General features: G+C 48.1%; 16 protein-coding genes. 4 read left to right on the top strand and 12 right to left on the bottom strand.

What is annotated here, in order from left to right:
* Window positions 1-67: 67 nt before the first annotated feature.
* The 6 genes from ACYQ0C_RS13555 to dnaN form a co-directional block, all read right to left on the bottom strand.
* Entirely contained in the window at window positions 68-1,768 is a 1,701-nt protein-coding gene (locus ACYQ0C_RS13555) for a serine protease (RefSeq protein WP_016276068.1), read from the bottom strand.
* 36 nt (window positions 1,769-1,804) lie between these two features.
* On the bottom strand, window positions 1,805-2,572 hold the full coding sequence (gene rlmB / locus ACYQ0C_RS13550; RefSeq protein ID WP_016276069.1) for a 23S rRNA (guanosine(2251)-2'-O)-methyltransferase RlmB: 768 nt from the start codon (window positions 2,570-2,572) through the stop codon (window positions 1,805-1,807).
* An 87-nt stretch (window positions 2,573-2,659) separates the two neighbouring features.
* On the bottom strand, window positions 2,660-4,321 hold the full coding sequence (gene recN / locus ACYQ0C_RS13545) for a DNA repair protein RecN (RefSeq protein ID WP_016276070.1): 1,662 nt from the start codon (window positions 4,319-4,321) through the stop codon (window positions 2,660-2,662).
* A gap of 13 nt (window positions 4,322-4,334) precedes the next feature.
* Window positions 4,335-5,528 carry a bifunctional phosphopantothenoylcysteine decarboxylase/phosphopantothenate--cysteine ligase CoaBC gene (gene coaBC, locus ACYQ0C_RS13540; RefSeq protein WP_016276071.1) on the bottom strand — a complete coding sequence of 398 codons (1,194 nt, stop codon included), beginning with the start codon at window positions 5,526-5,528 and terminating at the stop codon, window positions 4,335-4,337.
* The gene (locus ACYQ0C_RS13535; protein ID WP_016276072.1) at window positions 5,525-6,301 is read right to left on the bottom strand and encodes a 3'-5' exonuclease; all 777 of its coding nucleotides are present in this window, start codon (window positions 6,299-6,301) and stop codon (window positions 5,525-5,527) included. The genes coaBC and ACYQ0C_RS13535 overlap by 4 nt, the downstream gene beginning before the upstream one ends.
* 52 nt (window positions 6,302-6,353) lie before the next feature.
* Window positions 6,354-7,478, bottom strand: a complete 1,125-nt coding sequence (gene dnaN, locus ACYQ0C_RS13530; protein WP_016276073.1) for a DNA polymerase III subunit beta — start codon at window positions 7,476-7,478, stop codon at window positions 6,354-6,356.
* A gap of 153 nt (window positions 7,479-7,631) precedes the next feature.
* Here dnaN and ACYQ0C_RS13525 point away from each other — a divergent pair, with 153 nt between their 5' ends.
* Window positions 7,632-8,009, top strand: coding sequence for a DUF3127 domain-containing protein (locus ACYQ0C_RS13525; RefSeq protein WP_016276074.1), 378 nt, complete (start codon window positions 7,632-7,634; stop codon window positions 8,007-8,009).
* Window positions 7,993-8,181, top strand: coding sequence for a hypothetical protein (locus ACYQ0C_RS13520; RefSeq protein ID WP_025017430.1), 189 nt, complete (start codon window positions 7,993-7,995; stop codon window positions 8,179-8,181). The genes ACYQ0C_RS13525 and ACYQ0C_RS13520 overlap by 17 nt, the downstream gene beginning before the upstream one ends.
* A gap of 42 nt (window positions 8,182-8,223) precedes the next feature.
* On the opposite strand, the gene ACYQ0C_RS13515 is transcribed toward ACYQ0C_RS13520, so the two are convergent.
* Complete coding sequence (locus ACYQ0C_RS13515; protein WP_016276075.1) at window positions 8,224-9,654, bottom strand: DUF4270 domain-containing protein; 1,431 nt, start codon at window positions 9,652-9,654, stop codon at window positions 8,224-8,226.
* Window positions 9,655-9,673: 19 nt separating this feature from the next.
* Complete coding sequence (locus ACYQ0C_RS13510; RefSeq protein ID WP_016276076.1) at window positions 9,674-10,498, bottom strand: glycogen/starch synthase; 825 nt, start codon at window positions 10,496-10,498, stop codon at window positions 9,674-9,676.
* A gap of 352 nt (window positions 10,499-10,850) precedes the next feature.
* Here ACYQ0C_RS13510 and panC point away from each other — a divergent pair, with 352 nt between their 5' ends.
* Both panC and panD read left to right on the top strand, forming a co-directional pair.
* Window positions 10,851-11,699, top strand: coding sequence for a pantoate--beta-alanine ligase (gene panC / locus ACYQ0C_RS13505; RefSeq protein ID WP_016276077.1), 849 nt, complete (start codon window positions 10,851-10,853; stop codon window positions 11,697-11,699).
* 21 nt (window positions 11,700-11,720) lie between these two features.
* Entirely contained in the window at window positions 11,721-12,071 is a 351-nt protein-coding gene (gene panD / locus ACYQ0C_RS13500; protein WP_016276078.1) for an aspartate 1-decarboxylase, read from the top strand.
* A 102-nt stretch (window positions 12,072-12,173) separates the two neighbouring features.
* On the opposite strand, the gene ACYQ0C_RS13495 is transcribed toward panD, so the two are convergent.
* From ACYQ0C_RS13495 to ACYQ0C_RS13480, 4 genes are all read right to left on the bottom strand, one after another.
* Window positions 12,174-14,174 (bottom strand): fructose-bisphosphatase class III, encoded by a 2,001-nt coding sequence (locus tag ACYQ0C_RS13495; protein WP_016276079.1) that lies wholly within the window; start codon window positions 14,172-14,174, stop codon window positions 12,174-12,176.
* A gap of 9 nt (window positions 14,175-14,183) precedes the next feature.
* Window positions 14,184-15,845: a putative transporter gene (locus ACYQ0C_RS13490; protein WP_016276080.1), complete on the bottom strand. Its 1,662-nt coding sequence runs from the start codon at window positions 15,843-15,845 to the stop codon at window positions 14,184-14,186.
* An 83-nt stretch (window positions 15,846-15,928) separates the two neighbouring features.
* Entirely contained in the window at window positions 15,929-16,720 is a 792-nt protein-coding gene (gene nudC, locus ACYQ0C_RS13485; RefSeq protein ID WP_016276081.1) for an NAD(+) diphosphatase, read from the bottom strand.
* 27 nt (window positions 16,721-16,747) lie between these two features.
* Window positions 16,748-18,877 carry a Tex family protein gene (locus tag ACYQ0C_RS13480; RefSeq protein ID WP_016276082.1) on the bottom strand — a complete coding sequence of 710 codons (2,130 nt, stop codon included), beginning with the start codon at window positions 18,875-18,877 and terminating at the stop codon, window positions 16,748-16,750.
* Window positions 18,878-19,398 lie beyond the last annotated feature (521 nt).

Genomic DNA, 19,398 nt, shown 5'->3' with positions numbered 1-19,398 from the left:
GATCATGCAACAAGATTTCAGAAATCATGTAGCAGGATTCGCGGATTTTTGGTAGAGCTTTCCAGTATTACTTGCAATACTTCTGCATCAATCCGTCTACTACTTCATCGCCCAGTTCTTTGGCTTTGGCGAAGTTTGCGCAGGCTTCTTTGTTTTTCTTTAATTGCACCTGGCAGTATCCCAGCATGCGATATGCGGCTGCGGCTTTCGGATCTAAAGAGATAGCTTTCTCCAAGGCTTCTATCGCTTCGTTATGTTGTCCCACACGTAGATGCACCGAACCTTTTTCCACCCACATGGCTACATCCTCGGGAGTCATTTCTACCGCTTTGTTAATGTCATTGATCGCTTGCTGATACATCTTGCATTGTATCTCCGCCTGTTCGCGTTGCAGATAAAAGGCGGCTGTAACCCGTCCGCCGATGGCATCATGAAAAGTATCATAATCTATTACCGCATCACGGTATTTGCCCATTTGGGCTTTTATCTCTGCCCGTTCATAGAAATAAGGAGCGGCTTCCGATGTATAAGGCTTGGTGAAACGCGCCACGGCACTATCCATCAAGACGATCACCTCGTTCATGTCTGTTCCTTCAATCAGTTGTTTGGTCTTGGCTGCCGAGTAAAATGTAGCTGCAGAGGCTATGGAGGACTGGTTCACTTTCTCGTAAGCGGCGTATGCCTCTGGATATTTCTTCATAGCAAACAGAATGTCCCCTTCCAATTGTGTGTAAATGGGCTGGTTGTCGGCTTGCATGGCATCATGAATAATAGAGAGGGCTTTGTCGTAGCTCCAGTCACCGTATGGCTTCTTGTCACCCAAGGAGATGGTATACGAATAAATTAATTTGGCGATATTGTATTGTGTCTCACCCTTGTTGGTGGCCACTTCCAATGCTTTCTTCAGGTCAGCGTCTGCCAAAGCGTTGTGTTCGTCATCATTAAATCCCATATAGGTAGTGGCGCGGCGCACATATCCGTCTGCGCTGTTGGGATATTGTTCCAGAAAATCGTTCAATGTGGTGACATATTCATCCTGGCTTTGTTGTGAGGAGGCCATGAACAGATATACCAGCGCTTGATCTTCGGTTTCGGGTAGTCCTTTCTTGATACCGATTTTATTCAGTGACATGTCGTTTATGGAAAGGGCGGTAATACTCAGGGAGGCGCCGTATGTCGCTCCGATGGCATAACTTTCCTTGGCTTCATCCGATGCGTTTTTCTGGATTAAGCCTAGCACTTCTCCGTTGGCGTTCATAATAGGGCAGCTTACTGTTTTTTCATTGGTGGTCATAGCCAGTGTGTAGTAATATGCCTTGTCGCCGATGGTGTCTACTTTAGTGACGGTTCCTGTCTGGCAGGTTGCCGCTTTTTGAGTCGAGTAGGGCAGCAGATAGACTGTCTCACCCACTGAGGCCGGCTGTGAGGCCGGCTTTAAGGCTACGGTCTTTTTGTCGGCTTCGGTATTGAATTTTACGATATCATACATGGAGTTGGCTCCCTGGATACGCAATACAGGTAATTCTTTACTGTCCGCATTGATGATTACCGCGCGTCCGGCTCCTTCAAACAAGGTGTAGTCAGATAATGCCGTTCCATTTTCATTGATATAGAATCCATTTCCTGTATTCTTTATTTTGTTATCTTTATCGTAAGTAACGATGGAAAAAACGGCTTTTTTAGCTTTGTCGGCCCACTTGGGGGTTGCTTGTGCATAGCTTATCTGGGCAGCTATGCCGCATGCCAGTATCAAAAGTACTTTCTTCATGATATAGTTAATTGTTTGTTAACGATGATACGGTATTTATAAAGCGGATGCCGTCTTGTCTTCTGCGAAGCCACGTTGTTTCACGGCTTCATAAATCAGAATACCTGCGGCAACCGATACGTTCAATGATTCTATTTTACCTATTAATGGTATTTTGATCCATTCGTCGCATAGGGAAAGATGCTCGTAGGGAACCCCTGTGTCCTCAGCTCCCATAATAATACATACGGGGTCTTTGTAGTTTGCTTTGGTGTAATCATAGTCTCCTTTCTCGGTGGCTGCTACAATCTTGAATCCGCTGTCTTTCAGATATTTGATGGTGGCGGTCAAACTCTGCTCGCGGCATACGGGAAGAGTGTGCAGAGCTCCTGCTGATGTTTTCATCGCGTCTGCGTTGACACTGACACTGTTCTTCGAGGGGATAATAATGGCATCTACACCGGCACATTCGCAGGTACGGGCGATGGCTCCGAAGTTACGTACATCGGTAATTCCATCCAGCATGACGAATAGGGGCGTTTTTCCTTCTTCAAACAAGAAAGGCACCAGATCTTCTGTTTTCTGGTAGGTGACAGAGGAGATGAATGCTACAACTCCCTGATGGTTCTTCCGGGTGATGCGGTTGATACGCTCTACTGGTACACGTTGAACAGGGATGAAGGTATCTTTCAAGCAGGCAAACAGTTCTTTGGACAATTCGCTCTGTATATCTTTCTTCACCAATACTTTATCTATCTCTTTTCCGGCTTGTATGGCCTCAATAACGGCGCGTACACCGAAAATCATTTCATTTTTTTCTAACATGTTTAATTAGTGGTTAATGGTTAGTGACAAGTGGTTAGTGGTAAGTGATTAATGCCTGCAATATGACGGTCTGTTAATCCCTTGTCGCTACCCTCTTATCAGCGCCTTTGCATTGTTCAGGGCCGCCTCTGTCAAGGTGGCTCCACTTAGCATATTGGCTATTTCTTTTACTCTTTCTTCGTCAGTCAGGCGGCGGATGTGGCTGTTGGTGCCTGTCTCCGTATCTTCCTTATATACTTTATAATGAGTGATGCCGCGTGCTGCAATCTGGGGCAGGTGGGTGATACTGATGACCTGACGGTTTTGTTTTCCCATCTCCTGCATGATGAGTGCCATTTTTTCGGCGATGGAGCCGGAGACTCCGGTGTCTATTTCATCAAAAATGATAGTAGGCAGTTTCACGGCTCCGGCTATCATGGCTTTCAGTGAAAGCATGACACGGGCAATCTCACCGCCCGACGCTACGGAAGCTACATTCTGTAATGTCCCGTTCTTGTTGGCCGAGAACAGGAAGGACACACTGTCCATCCCTTTGCTGTCCGGTTCCTTGCGCGGATTCAATTCCACCACAAAGCGCACATTGGGCATACCGAGAGGAACCAGCAGGCTTTGCATCTGGTTTTCAATGTTCTTGCCTGATTGGGAGCGAAGCTTTGTCAGTATGGCGGCTTGCTTTATCACTTTGTCATATAGCATTTCTTTTTGGGTGGTCAGTTCTGCTATACGGTCGTCAAAAGAAGTGATGGCGTTCAGTTTCTCATGGTAGTCGGTTTGTACGGCCATCAATTCCTCTATTGTTTGTACGTGATGTTTCTGTTGCAGGGAGTAGATTAAGTTCAGGCGTTCGTTTACATAATCCAGCCGGGTGGGGTTGAACTCCACTTCCTCCTGTGCGCCTGCTATTTCATGCGACAGATCTTTCAGTTCTATGTAGCAGCTGTCCAAACGGCTGATCCACTCCTGGGCACGTGTGTACACTTTCGCTATGTTATGCAGGGTTTGCATACATTCTTTGGTAGCGGACAGCAGGCTGGCATCTTCCGAGGACATTATTTGGTCCACCTTGTACAGGCCCGCTTTTATTTCTTCGGCGTGGCTCAAGGTCTCGGCTTCCTGTTCCAGTCCGGTTTGTTCTCCTTCCTGAAGGTTCGCGTCATCCAGTTGTTCCAGTTGGAACCGGATGTAATCTTCATCCTTGCGGCTTTGTTCGGCTTGCGTTATGAAGTCAGTCAGCTGCTTGCATATATTCTTGTATTCGGTATAAATATGCTTGTACGCTGAAAGTTCCTGATCATCTTGTGCCAGGATATCCAATACATTCAATTGGAATCCCTCACTGTTGAGCAGCAAGTTTTGATGCTGGCTGTGTACATCTATCAGTTTCTCGCCCAGTTCCTTCATCTGTGCCAGTGAGGCCGGGGTGTCGTTTATGAATGCGCGGCTCTTGCCCGATGCATATAATTCGCGGCGGATAATGCATTCATCCGGGTCATATTCCAAATCTCTTTGGGTGAAGAAAGGCTCCATCTGATAGGCGGAGATGTTGAAGCGTGCTTCTACAATACATTTATTGGCGCCTTTCTTGATCGCTTTGATGTCGGCCCGTTGTCCCAGCAACAAGCCGATAGCGCCTAGGATGATCGATTTACCGGCGCCGGTCTCTCCGGTGATAACAGAGAAGCCGGGGGTGAAACTGATATCCAGGGTATCAATCAATGCATAATTCTGTATATAGATAGATTGCAGCATATTCTTACTTTTTTTAATAATGTGCCAGCCTGTCGATAATATCTTTCGCTACTTCCTGTTTGCTTTTCAGCGGATAAGGAGTTGCGCCCTGACGGTCTATAATCGTTATTTTGTTGGTGTCACAACGAAACCCGGCTCCTGGATCGTTCAATGAGTTCAGCACAATGAAGTCAAGGTTCTTGCGTTCCAGTTTTCCTTGTGCGTTTTCTGTCTCATCGTTTGTTTCCAAGGCAAATCCCACTAATAGCTGCCCGTCCTTTTTCCGGCTTCCCAGTGTGGCGGCAATGTCTTGTGTGGGTTTTAGTTGCAGTATTAAATCATCTTTCTCTCTTTTTATTTTATGGCCGGCTACGGTTTCCGGAGTGAAGTCGGCTACTGCCGCACACAGGATACCGACCGAAGCGGTGGCAAACTCGCGGGTGGCTGCTTCGTACATTTCTCCGGCACTCTCCACATCTATGCGGTGGATGTTAGGGTGATGCACCTGAATCGTTACCGGGCCGCTGATCAGTGAAACTTCCGCTCCGCGTGAGGCGCATTCTTCGGCAAGTGCGAATCCCATTTTTCCTGAAGAATAATTGCCGATAAAGCGTACCGGATCTATTTTCTCGTAGGTGGGGCCGGCGGTGATGACTATTTTCTTTCCGGCCAAGTCTTGTTGTTTGGCAAAAAAGACTTCCAATGTTTCCACTATCTTTTCCGGTTCCTCCATTCTGCCTTTTCCCACCAAGTGGCTTGCCAGTTCGCCTTCTGCAGGTTCTATAATGTGGTTGCCGTAAGAACGGAGCGTATCCAGATTCTTCCGGGTGGAAGGATGTGCGAACATATCCAGATCCATGGCCGGAGCTACGAATACGGGGGCTTTCATTGACAGGTAAGTCGTGATCAGCATATTGTCCGCTATTCCGTTGGCCATTTTGCCAATAGTGGATGCGGTGGCCGGAGCGATAATCATGGCGTCCGCCCACAGTCCCAGATCTACGTGGCTGTTCCATGTTCCGTCACGTTGGGCAAAAAACTCGCTGATGACAGGTTTGCTTGTTAATGCGGACAACGTGATAGGGGTGATGAACTCTTTGCCTGCGGGAGTGATCACCACTTGCACTTCCGCTCCCTTCTTGATAAGTCCGCGAATGAGTATAGCCGCTTTATAGGCGGCTATACTTCCGGTTATACCCAGTACGATTTTTTTTCCTTTCATGCTCATTTCATCATTCCCGATTCACGTAGTCTGATTTTTGTCAGTACATTTTTAGTGTTCAGCGTAAAGTCACCGTTCAGAATCCAGCTGTAGTAGCCCGGATCTTTTTGCAGCACTTCGCTGACCGGCATCCCTTTGTATTTTCCGAAATTGAAAATTTCCACGCCTTTGTCATCATAAACAATGCGTCCGGCGAAATCCACATTCTTGTTGAAACTTGAATATTCGGCCAGAAATGCCATATCGTTTTGCAATACTTCCGGATAGCGGTCCAGTTGGGACTTCAGCACTTCGTATGTGGCGCGTGTGTCGGCTTCGGCTGTATGGGCGTCTTCCAGATTCTTGCCGCAATAGAATTTATAGGCGGCGGACAGGGTGCGTTGTTCCAGTTTGTGATAAATCACCTGCACGTCAATGAATTTTCGTTTCATCATGTCAATGTCCACTCCTGCGCGCAGGAATTCCTCTGCCAGAACCGGAATGTCGAAGCGGTTGGAATTGAAGCCTGCCAGGTCACATCCCTCAATGTCCCGTGCCACCTCTTTTGCCACTTCCTTGAAAGTGGGGCAGTCTGCTACATCAGCGTCATAAATGCCGTGGATGGCGGAAGACTGTTCGGGGATGTGCATTTCCGGGTTGATACGCATGGTCTTGGTCTCTTCGTTGCCGTTCGGATACACTTTCAGATAGCATATTTCCACTATTCTGTCTGTGTTTATATTGGTTCCCGTTGTTTCCAGATCGAAAAAAACAACAGGGTTCTTCAAGTTCAATTTCATTTTCAGCTTGTATTATTTATTGTTTTCACCACAGGGTGGCGTGTCGTTTTTTTTAGTCGTTCAGCATCATGGGCATCAGCAGCATCAGCAGGTCTTCTTTCTCTTCCTGTTCTACGGGGACGATCACGCCCGCCCGTGAAGGGTCGGCCAGCTCGAAAAGTATTTCCTGTGCTGAGATATTGTTTAGAATATCAATCAGGAATGTCGATTTAAAGCCGATGCTCATGGGACTTCCCGCATATTGGCAGGTCAGTGTTTCTTCTGCCGAGGTGGAGAAGTCGATATCTTGTGCGGAGATCTGGATTTGATTTTCGCTGAGACGGAGCTTGATCAAACTGCTTGCTTGTGATGAGAATACAGATACGCGGCGGAGCGCGCTGATCAGCATCATGCGGTCAATGGTGGCCTTGTGAGGGTTATCCTGCGGAATCACTGAGTTATAATTGGGATAGCGTCCTTCGATAAGGCGGCATATCATGCTGTAGTTTTCTAATGTAAACGTAGCGTTGCGGTCGTCGAAATCAATTTGTACGTCCCCTTGTTCTTTCGGCAACAGGTTCTTCAGCAGGGTTGCCGGCTTCTTGGGCAGAATGAAAGCGGCTTTTTCATCTCCATGTGCCATGAATGTTTTGTTGCGCACCAATTTGTGTCCGTCTGAGGCTACGAAAGTAATGTCTTCGGTGGTGATATCAAAATAAATACCATTCATTACCGGACGTAACTCGTCATCGGCGGTAGCGAACAAGGAACGGTTAATACCTGCCAGCATCACCGGAGCGCCCATCGTTACGTGTACCGCATTTGCGCCCAATGCGGGAGCCTGCGGATATTCGTCGGCGTTTTGTCCCATCAGGCTGTATTTACCATTCTGATATTCTACGGTGATTTCCAGATTTTCTGTATTGACCAGGAACGTCAGTGGCTGTTCGGGAATTTCTTTCAGGGCTTCGAGTATGGTTTTTGAAGAAACGGCAAAACGACCGTCACCGTCACTTTCATTTACTTCCAGAGAAGTGGACAGGGTAGTCTCGCTGTCAGAGGCAGTGAGTGACAACGTTCCGTCAGTCAGTTCCATCAAGAAACAATCAAGAATAGGTAACGAATTTTTGGAGTTGATAACTCGGCTAATAGCTTGTAAATGACTGAATAATCCAGTACTTGAAACGATGAACTTCATAGTTTTATATTATTATATTTATATTCTATATCTCTACATTCATTTAACTGCCAAAGTTACGAAAAGATTATGGTTCGAGCGCAAAAAATGGCGAAAAAATTAGTTTACTCGCAAGGAAAAGTGTACTTTCGTGGCGAATTAAAATAACGTAATATGGAATTAGCAGGAAAAGTAATAGCAGTCCTCGAACCGAGAGGAGGAGTTTCAAAGACAGGAAATGAATGGAAGGTGCAGGAATACGTAATCGAAACGCATGATCAATACCCTAAAAAGATGTGTTTTGACGTATTTGGAGCAGACAAGATAGCGCAATTTAATATTCAGGCGGGTGAGGAGTTGAATGTGTTTTTTGACGTGGATGCCCGTGAGTGGAATGGCCGCTGGTTCAATAGTATCCGTGCGTGGAAAGTAGAGCGTGTGGGTGCTCAGGGTCCTGCCGCACCGGATGCTCCGTTTCCTCCCATGAATGCAGCTCCCGCTGCTCCGGTAGATTTTGCCGCAACAGACGAGAAGGATGATCTGCCCTTCTAAAGAACAGGGAAGTTTCCATAGAAAAGTACAAGCCGGTAGCGTCCGTAAAAAGGATGCTGCCGGCTTTCTTTCTTTTGATGATTCCGTCTTCTGTCCATTTATTCCCCTCTGTCATCCGGTGGCGGTTATGGTAGGGATAAAATCAAAACAGGTGGAAATCACATTGCTGTAGTTTCCACCTGTTTCTTGTCAAATTATAGAAACATGAAAAAAATTAAAATGTAGTGTAGAAGATTTGCATTTTCAACTTGTTGGCCGGATTGGTCCCTCCTTTCAGAGCCGCGCTTTCCATGCTTAAGCTGTTGGATATTTCAACGATCTCATTATTAGAGTTGCGTACAGCCTTGACCGGTATAATGACTACTTTGTTCCAGTCCGGATTTTCGGCCTCCCATTTTTTGCCGTCTTCTTCCTTGTCAGGATTTCCCCCAGCGGCTATGATCCCCTTTTTCCGTTCCTCAATGCAATAAGTGATTAAAGGAGCGATGTTGGTAAAGGTGTATGTGTTACTGCTGCTATATGAGCTATTCAGGAAAGAAGTCTTGTTGTCAGTAATCTTGTTCTCTTCAAAGAACGAGAACATGTCTTTCTTTCTCACCATCAATACATATTGGGGGATGCCCATCGGGTATTTGGATGCTTTCTCGTTATAGCGGGTGAACGACACGTTTACGCCATTCAGCGTATCTCTTTTATGCTCGTTGTAAATTTCTGTAATGGGGAACGTGGCTTCGGTGAAAATACCCGCCGGACTCTTTATATAGGTACGGTCCGGATCTTTCACCAAATCTTTCAGTCTGTCGCCATTGCTGAAGTGGTTGGCTTGTATCACTTCCTTGGTCGCACCGAAGAAATAGGATTTGTAAACCAATGAATCCCGTTGGCCGGAAGAACTTTCTATCAAGGCCTCGAAACTGAGGTTCAAGCTTATGGCGTCAATGTATAAAATCGTTCCGTCGCCATGGGTGCAGCGGATGTAAACTCCTTTCAGCACATTCTTGATAAAACTCTCGGGGGTCTTGAAGTACTCTTTGTTCTCCTTGTATTTGTTGAAAATATGATCACCTAGTGAGTTGGGCAATTTGATCGTCTGTATGATGGTCCGCTGTTTTCTCCCGTCGTTTGTGGTCGTGGTTTCATCTTTGCTTGTAGACGGACCTACGGCTGAATAGGCTTTTGCGGCTATCGGTTTGCCTTTCTCGTTGTAATAATCCTTAGGATTCACACTGGTATAGAAGGTACTTAAATCTTTTTCAGGAATAACCTTGTCCAATGTGTCAACCTGTAAGCGCATGGCATTCAGTGAGTCGCCGAAGAAAGATCCGTATTGCAAACTGATATTTACTCCGATGACTTTGGTCAGTTCTTCTTCAAATTTGAAGTTGTCCATACAGGTGAACTGTGCTATAAAGTCGGCAGTAAATTCTCCGAATTGCTCATCGGTGTATCGTCCTAAATATGCAGTACTGGTACGTGCATAAACGGAGTCGGCCAACAGGGACTGGGTGGTGAACTCATAACTGTCTGTATTTGCCGGAATTTTATCTCCGCCGGGGATAAGGTCAGTCCCGATGCCGGTTGTAGAGTCGTCGCAACTGTAAATCAGTGCCGCCAACAACAATGCGCATAAGTATTTGATTTTCATCTTTATTATTCTTAGTGGGTTATTTCTTTTCAAACTCCCATACTTTGTCGTAGAACTCATTGAAAGCATCTACGTAGGTATCGGCAGGCTGATAGTCGAGCACAGGCACACCGGATTCACGCGCGAACTTCATGACATTTTCGTTCACTTTCCCGCTGTTCTGTATCACGCCGTCGGAGTAAGCAATGGCCAGTTTGCAAAGCTCCTCGTAATTAGCCGGAGACTTGACGATACTTTCCACATCACTTTTTTCGATGCCTTTCAGCATGAGTTTTTCGGTCAGATTGCCTTCACAGTCCGATTTGAAATCATCTTCAAACACTGAGAATACCACTTTTGAGTCTCTGAATGACGGCTCGTCTTGATAAGCCTTCTTTATATAAAGAGGCACAAATGCGCTCATCCATCCTTGGCAATGGATAATGTCCGGACACCAGCGTAGTTTCTTTACTGTTTCCAATACACCGCGCGCATAGAAAATGGCACGCTCGTCATTGTCCTTGTATTCTACACCGTTTTCGTCAGCTACCATCTGGCGGTGCTGGAAATAGTCGTCATTGTCAATGAAGTAAACCTGCATACGTGCAGCTTGGATAGATGCCACTTTGATAATCAGCGGATGGTCCGTATCGTCTATGATTAAATTCATGCCGGACAGGCGGATGACTTCGTGTAATTGGTTTCTGCGTTCATTGACATTGCCCCATTTCGGCATAAAAGTTCTGATTTCTCTGCCTTTTTCCTGGATAGCCTGAGGGAGATATCTTCCCATATTTGCCATTTCGGATTCGGGAACGTAAGGGGTAATCTCTTGTGTAATAAATAAAACTTTATTTGCCTTCATCTTAACTTTTTGTTGCTCATAATCATTTTGCAAAGATATAAAAAAAATAGATGAGAGTGGCAAAAAACGGGGAATAATAATTCCTTATGATTTGTTAAGAGTCTGGTAATTAGGGATTAGTGATTGCTGGTGAGTGGTTAATGCCTTGCGGAATCAAGCGGAAAATGGGGGAGAACAGGTGGTTGGCCGGTAGCCGATGAGGGTTCGTCGCACCATATCCGCAGGGCATTGGCCACTCGTCACCAACCGGTCGTCCCTAATTAAAATTCTTTTTTTTCTTCGTTATCTCCCAAATAATGGTTTACTTTGCAGCCGTTTTAAATGAAACTACTCAAACAAAAGAGATAAAAAGATGAAGTTAGTTCAAACAATCAAAGAGCTTCAATCGGAGCTGGATGCCCTGCGCGGTGAGGGAAAGACGATAGGTCTGGTGCCTACGATGGGTGCGCTCCATGCCGGACACGCTTCGTTGGTGAAACGTGCTGTTGCGGAAAATGATGTAGTGGTGGTAAGTGATTTTGTGAATCCTACCCAGTTTAACGACAAAAATGACCTGGTGAAATATCCGCGTACGCTGGAGGCCGACTGTGAATTGTTGGAGAAGGTGGGGGCGGCTTTTGTTTTTGCTCCGTCTGTGGAAGAGATTTATCCTGAGCCCGATACCCGGCAGTTCAGTTATGCGCCTTTGGATACAGTGATGGAAGGCCGTTTTCGTCCGGGACATTTTAATGGGGTATGCCAGATAGTGAGCAAGCTGTTTATGATTGTAAACCCTGCCCGTGCTTATTTCGGCGAGAAAGATTTCCAGCAGTTGGCCATTATCCGTGAAATGGTGAGACAGATGGGGTTCAACGGACTGGAGATTGTAGGCTGTCCTATCGTGCGTGAGGAAGACGGACTGGCATTGAGCAGCCGCAATGCACGCCTTTCCGCAGTGGAAAGAAAAAATGCGCTGAATATTTCGCAGACTTTATTTAAAAGTTGTACCTTTGCAAAATCTCATACAGTCGCTGAGACTCAAAAATTTGTAGAAGATGCGATTGCCGCTGCTCCGGGCTTGCGTCTGGAATATTTTGAATTAGTAGATGGCGCTACTCTTCAGAAAATAACGGACTGGGAAGAGACGGATTATGCGGTAGGCTGCATTACGGTATTTTGCGGGGAGGTACGTTTGATAGATAATATAAAGTATAAGGGATAGTGATCGTTAACCATTCGAATTATGATGATTGAGGTATTAAAGTCGAAACTCCATTGTGTCCGTGTGACGGAAGCCAATTTGAACTACATGGGTAGTATCACGATTGACGAGGACTTGATGGATGCCGCCAATATGATTGCCGGTGAAAAGGTGCATATTGTGGATAATAACAACGGTGAGAGATTTGAAACTTATATTATTAAGGGCGAGCGCGGTTCGGGATGTATTTGTCTGAATGGAGCTGCCGCCCGGAAAGTACAGGTGGGTGACATTGTGATTATCATGTCATACGCCATGATGGATTTTGAAGAAGCGAAATCGTTCAAGCCGACGGTGGTTTTCCCCGATTCGGCGATGAACAGAATCGTATAAGGATATTTTTTTTGTTCGGTAATCCATAAGTCCGGTAGACGGGAGTCTGATACGGGCTTTATTGTTATCCGCAATCATCCCACCGGATGATTGCGGTTTTTTTTAGATGGATTTCTCTTTGATCAGTCCTGTCCGGTAAGCCACCAGCAGTTTCTTCAAGTCGTTGATCTGTGTCACCAGTTCCCGTCCCTTGTCGGTGTCTTTTACCATCATGCGCTGGGTGCTCATTTCCACTATCTGGGTGCTCGATTTGATATCCTGTCCTTCTTCAATGGCTTTTTGCATCGAGGTGAACGGTTCGTGCTGTACCAGTTGGAATCCGCGCGAATGATACACCAGCGTATATCCGGCAATTCCGGTTTCTGAATGATACGCTTTGGAGAATCCTCCGTCTATGACCATCATCTTGCCGTTTGCCTTGATCGGATTCTCACCTTGGATGGTTTTTACAGGTACATGTCCGTTGATGATATGGCGGTGTTCACCTATCACTCCGAACTCGTCCAGCAGCATGTCGCATACCTTTTCCTCATTGCGCAGACTGTAATAGTGGCCCTTCACTTCCTTGTGCAACTCTTTCTCTTTTAAGAAATAACGTTCGAAAGTAGCCATTTTGTCCTTGTCGAAAGCAGGGGAGTCTTTGCCGCACCACAAGTACCATACGTAGTCTACGGCAAATGGCCTGTCCTCGTTGTCCTCTTCAGCGAAGAAGGCGGTACGGATCAGGTGTCCCACCTTTTCCAGCAAGGCTTTCCCCTTATACATTTTTCCGGCTATGGACACGTCTTTCAGCGTACCGTCGGCATTCAGGGGGATGGAGGCGTGGAACAGCAGGTTCGAATTGCTCACCGTGTACATGCATCCGTAACGGAACAGGCAGCGGATGTGTTTTTTCAATTTCTCGCTGCTGACAAATGAACGGTGGAGCTTGTTCATGATCTCCCGTTCCTCGTCAGTCAGCTTATAAGGATCGGCAGGATCTACTGTAGGAAGAAAACTGTCTTTCAGTTCGTATTCCTGTCCGTCGGGCATGGTTATGACCTTGCGTCCGAAGTCTATACGGTGCAGCAGCATACGGTCGTCCATCCCGAAGTCGGGGCGGCGTCTGATAATCTCCGCTTCCAGTTTGAACTGGATAACGCTGATCGCTTTATGCATCTGGCCTATCATGCGCAGTGTCTTGGCGTTGTAGGTGCAGTCCTCTTTCTCCACTTTCGGTCCGAACAGGGTACAGGGATCGTCGGCGTATGTTTCCATGGCAAAGGTGGCCAGGGGCAGGAGGTTGATGCCATATCCGTCCTCCAGGGCGGCCAGGTTTCCATAGCGCATGGCCAGGCGCAGCACGTTTGCCATACAACAGTCGTTGCCGGCTGCGGCTCCCATCCACAGTATATCATGGTTTCCCCATTGCACGTCGAAATTGTGGTAATCGCACAGTATGTCCATAATGCGGTGGGGGGCGGGGCCACGGTCGAATATGTCACCCAGCACATGCAGTGTGTCTATGGTGAGCCGTTGGATGAGGTTGCACAAGGCGATGATAAAGTCGTCGGCACGGCGTGTGGAGATAATGGTGCTGATGATGACATTAATATACGCCTGCTTGTTGGGAACCATCGAACTTTCATGCAATAGTTCCTGAATGATGTACGAGAATTCTTTGGGAAGTGACTTGCGTACTTTGGAACGGGTGTATTTGGAAGATACATTCTGGCATACACGTACCAGCTGGTTCAAGGTAATGACATACCAGTCGTCCAGCTCCGTTTCCACCGTTTTCACCAGATCCAGCTTTTGCTCCGGATAGTAAATCAATGTACAGAGTTCTTTCTTCTCACTTTCGCGCAACGTGTTGCCGAATATTTCGTTTACCTTTCTTTTGATGGCGCCGGAAGCATTCCGCAGCACGTGCTGGAATGCCTCGTATTCTCCGTGCAGGTCGGCCAGAAAATGCTCGGTACCTTTGGGCAGGTTCAGGATAGCTTCCAGATTGATTATTTCCGTACTGGCATCGGCTATAGTGGGGAAACTGTGCGACAGCAGTTGCAGGTATCGCATGTCTTCCTGTATGGTTTCCGGGGTAATTGAATTATAAGCGTTCATGGTTGTGATTTATATAAAAAACATGAGTATTAGTTGGGCTATAATGACCCGGCTGAACATGGACAGCGGATATACGGTGGCATAACTCACCGCCGGATTGTCGCCGGGTAATGTATCATTGGCATAATTCAAAGCCATGGGGTTTGCCATGCTTCCACACAGCATGCCACAGGTGGTGCCGAAGTCGAGGCGGCTCATGCGGAGCGCTACCAATGCCATGATGACTACCGGAATAAAGGTGATGGCGAAGCCCGCTGCTATCCAGATGGCTCCTTCGGGGCGCATCACGGTCTCGAAGAAATGTGCGCCGGCGTCCAGTCCCAGGCAAGCCAGATAGAGGGACAGCCCGATGCCGCGCAGCATCAGGTTGGCGCTCCGGGTAGTATAGGTCACCAGATGGAAGCGGGGGCCGAAGCATCCGATGAGGATTCCCACTACGATAGGCCCGCCCGCCAGACCTAATTTTACGGGAGTGCTGATGCCGGGGATGGCCACGGGGATGGAGCCCAGTATCAGCCCCAGCACGATGCCTATAAAGATGGCGGCAAGATTGGGGTCTTTCAGTGTCTTGGCCGTATTGCCCAACACTTTTTCCACATTCTCTATGGCTTTGGCTTCTCCCACCACGGTCAGCCGGTCGCCCAGCTGGAGGACCAGTCCCGGTGTGGCCAGCAATTGTACTCCGCTACGCATCACCCGGCTGATGTTGATGCCATAGCTGTTGCGCAGGCGCAGGGAACCTAGCTTTTTCCCGTTTATTTCGGGGCGGCTGATAACGATATGTTTGGAAATCAGTTGGCTGTCAATAGCGTTCCAGTCTATGTCTTCTTTGTTCCAGTCCTGGCTTTCCTGTTCGCCGAACAGAATGGTCAGCGAGGGGGCGTCCTTCTCGGTGGTGATGACCAGCAGGCGGTCGTTCTCTTTCAGGATCTTTTCCGAAGTGGGGATGCTCACCGCGCCTTCCCGCCACAAACGGGAGATGACAAATTTGGGATAGCTCAATAAGGCCACCTCTTTTATGCTTTTATTGAAAATGGCGGGGTTGTGCACCTTGAAAGTGGCAATGAATGTCTGGTTGGTGTCCTCGTGTTCGTGGGTGTCGATGTCCGAGGGGCGGACGAACAGCTTGCGCACCAGCAGCATGGCCAGAATAACACCTACCACCCCCAGCGGATAGGTTACGGCGCAGCTCAGTGCGGCACCGCTGGAGGGTTCGCCCATTTGTTTCAGTGTCTGTTGGGCGGCACCCAGGGCCGGGGTGTTGGTTGTGGCTCCGCAAAGGATGCCCACCATGTCGCTCATCGGTATGCCTCCCAACTTGCTGAAAAGTACCGTCATGACCGTACCTGTCAGAATGACGCCCATGCCCAGCATATTGAGCTGTACACCGCCTTTACGGAATGAGCTGAAAAAGCCGGGACCTACTTGTAGCCCTAGTTCGTAGACAAAAAGTACAAGCCCGAAACTTTCAGCATAATTCAGCATGTCCGGGTTGATTGAGAATCCCAGGTGTCCTGCCAGAATACCGGCGAAAAAGACGAAGGTGACTCCCAATGAAATGCCAAACAGGTGGATTTTGCCTAAGCCAAGCCCGGCGGCAATGATAATCGAGAGGATGACAACCGCCTGTAAAGGCGTATGTTCAAAAAATAAGCTATTTAACCATTCCATATTGCAAAGATAGTACTTTTTTAAGTTCTGCAAATGATAAATAGGGATTTATGGATGGGACGCTATTTATCTCGTTCTATAAATTATTTCTTCTCCTCCAGCCATGCGTCAATCAACTTTCTGGCCAGGCTCAGTTTCTTGGGTATTTCCGGCAGATTGTCTTTGGTATAGAAAGCGCCGGCATTCAGTTCCTCTTGTTGTAGCTTGATGTTTCCGCTTTCATAATCGGCGGTGAAGCCTATCATGATTCCGCTGGGATAAGGCCACGGCTGGCTGCCGAAATAGTTCAGGTTTTTGATGTGCAGTCCTGTTTCCTCCAGCACCTCGCGGTGCACGCATTCCTCCAAGGTCTCGCCCGGTTCAAGAAAGCCGGCTACCAGGCCGTTGAAAGTTCCCCGGAAGTTGCGGGCGTGAACCAGTAGTATGCTGTCTTCCCGGCGTATCAGTACGATGATGGCGGGGGAGATGCGCGGATAGATTTCCTGACGGCATTGCGGGCATTTCTTCGCGATGGGCGAGATCTGCACGGTAGGCACGCCGCACATGGGGCAGTAACGGCTGTTCTTGTCCCAGTTCAGTATCTGGAAGGCTTTTCCGCCCAGGTTGTATTCCTCCCAAGGCAGTACGTCGTATGAACTCCGGAGGTCCATCATCAGGTGGCGGTCATTTTCGCTGCCGGGCACCGGGGCGTGTACGGAGAAAGTCCGGGCGGTGTGTCCTTCTATCTCTCCGATGGTGTGGATGGTGCTTCCCACCGGAACGGGCATGGGTGGCTCCGTTCCGAAAGGTATGGTGTATTTTCCGTTCTTTTTCTCGATCAGCAGCTGGTCCTTGTAAAAAACGAACCAGCCGCAGGTTTCTATATTCTCTTCCATGTTCTTTCTCTTTTTACCTTGTTGCATTTATTGATCTACTCCTTTCATGGTGAGTTGGATACGTTTTCGTTCACGGTCTATGCCCATCACTTTCACCCGTACATGCTGATGGATGCTGACTATGGTGGTGGGGTCGCTCACGAATTTGTCGGCCAGTTGCGATACATGCACCAGTCCTTTCTCTTTGATTCCTATATCCACAAAGCAGCCGAAGTTTGTAATGTTGTTCACAATGCCGGGCAGTTCCATTCCTTCGGTCAGATCCTCCAGGGTCTTCACGTTCTTGTCGAATTCAAAGACTTTGATTTGCTGCCGCGGGTCGCGTCCCGGCTTGTCCAGTTCCTGCATGATGTCTGTCAGGGTGGGGAGGCCCACTGTGGGGGTGACGTATTTCCGGATGTCGATGCGGCTGCGCAGTTCTTTATTCTTGATCAGTTCGTCCACGGTGCAGTGCAGGTCTTGAGCTATCTGTTCCACTATGGGATAGCTTTCGGGATGCACGGCCGAGTTGTCCAGCGGATTCTTTGCTTGTGGGATACGCAGGAATCCGGCGCATTGTTCAAATGCTTTCGCTCCCATCCGGGGTACTTTCAGTAACTCCTTGCGTGAGCCGAAGGGACCGTTTTCGGTGCGGTAGTCCACAATGTTCCGGGCCAGGGTGGGGCCCAGTCCCGATATATAAGTCAGCAGATGGTGGCTGGCGGTATTGAGGTTCACGCCTACCAGGTTCACGCAACTTTCCACCGTCTGGTCCAATGATTTTTTCAGTAAAGTCTGATCCACATCGTGCTGGTATTGTCCCACTCCGATGGATTTGGCGTCTATTTTCACCAGTTCGGCCAGCGGATCCATCAGCCGGCGGCCAATGGAGACGGCTCCTCGCACGGTCACATCGTATTCGGGGAACTCGTCGCGGGCGGTCTTCGAGGCCGAGTAAATGGAGGCTCCGTCCTCGCTTATGACAAATACTTGCAATTTGCGGTCATAGCGTTGTGAGGTGATGAATTGTTCGGTCTCGCGGCTGGCGGTTCCATTGCCTATGGCGATGGCCTCTATCTGATATTGCTCTACCAGTTTCACGATGCTGCGCGATGCCTGTGCGTATTCGTTTTTGGGCGGGTGCGGATAAATGGTCTCGTTGTGCAGCAAGGCGCCCTGGGCGTCCAGGCAGACTATTTTGCATCCGGTGCGGTAGCCGGGATCGACTCCCATCACCCGTTTCTGTCCCAAAGGGGGAGCCAGCAGAAGCTGTCTCAGGTTTCCTGCGAAGACACGGATAGCCTCCTCGTCGGCTTTCTCCTTGCTCAAGGCCGAGAATTCGGTTTCGATGGAAGGTTTCAGAAGCCGTTTGTATGCGTCGCGCACCGCCTCGCCTACCTGGCGGCTGCATTCGTTGTTGCCGCGGACGTACATTTGTTCCAGCCGTCCGGTGCATTCTTCGTCATCGGGGCTGATGCTCACTTTCAGCAGTCCTTCCGCCTCTCCCCGGCGGATGGCGAGCAGGCGGTGGGAGGAGCAGCGTTTCAAGGGTTCGCTGAAATCGAAATAATCGCGGTATTTGGCGGCTTCTTCCTCTTTGCCTTTCACCACTTTGGCGGTGATGACAGCCTGTCGGAAAAACTGGTTGCGCAGTTGGTTGCGGGCGCGTTCGTCCTCGTTTACTTGTTCGGCTATGATGTCTCGTGCGCCTTTCAGTGCCTCCTCTTCGTCTTTCACATCTCCTTTCACAAAAGCAGAGAGGCGGCTGTCCAGATGATTCTCGCGTTGCAGCAACAGTAAGGTGGCAAGCGGTTCCAGTCCTTTTTGCCGTGCCGCTTCGGCGCGGGTTTTCCGTTTCGGCTTATAGGGCAGGTATAGGTCTTCCACTTCGGTGGCATCCCAGCTTTGTTCAATGCGTTTGCGCAATTCGTCGGTCAGTTTGCCTTGCTCTTCTATGGTGGAAAGAATGGTTTCTTTTCGTTTGGCCAGTTCGCACAACTTGTCATTGCGGTCTTTTATCTCGCCTATTTGTACTTCGTCCAGTCCTCCGGTCGCCTCTTTGCGGTACCGGCTTATGAAGGGGATGGTGGCTCCTCCGGCCAGCAGGGATAACGTGTTATCTACTTGATGTACGGAAACCTTCAGGGCCGTGGCAATCATTTTATTGAATAATTCCATGTTTTGTTGTTTTCTTTTAGTGTGCAAAGGTATAAAAAAGGTCTGGGTTTACCGTATAAAACGGGTGTATTTCTGCAAGGAAAAGAATCGGAACGGGGTGTTTCAGGGTCCACAAGGTCCAGGGTCCATCTATGCGGTTTTCTGGACCCTGGGGAGATAACTAAGTTGTTGATGTATAGAGTTTTGAACCAAACAAAGTGCATAGGCGGGAATTGGGCCTCCTATGTTTGGTAAAAAGTCGTTGATGGAGCTTCATCGGTAGGCTTGCGGATTGGTGTTTTGATAGTGATTGTCAGGTCTTTTTGATGGTCGGTATGGATTGTTACGGGCCGGCCTGGAGGGGTGCTCGGATTCTTTATTCTTAGAATTATTTATACATACTATCTCTTGTGAAATCCGGTCATAGTGTTGGACGTTCTAAGTTTGCATGCATCTGTTCTTCTTATTTCCCAAATATTTATTTGTTGCTTTTATGCTTTTGTAACATGTTGACTGTTAGTTGAGTAATGCCTTGTTGATGA

It is taken from the genome of Phocaeicola sartorii JCM 17136 = DSM 21941 (assembly GCF_054653615.1).
Note: the sequence above shows the minus strand (reverse complement) of the source record. Positions and strands in the feature narration are given on the sequence as shown.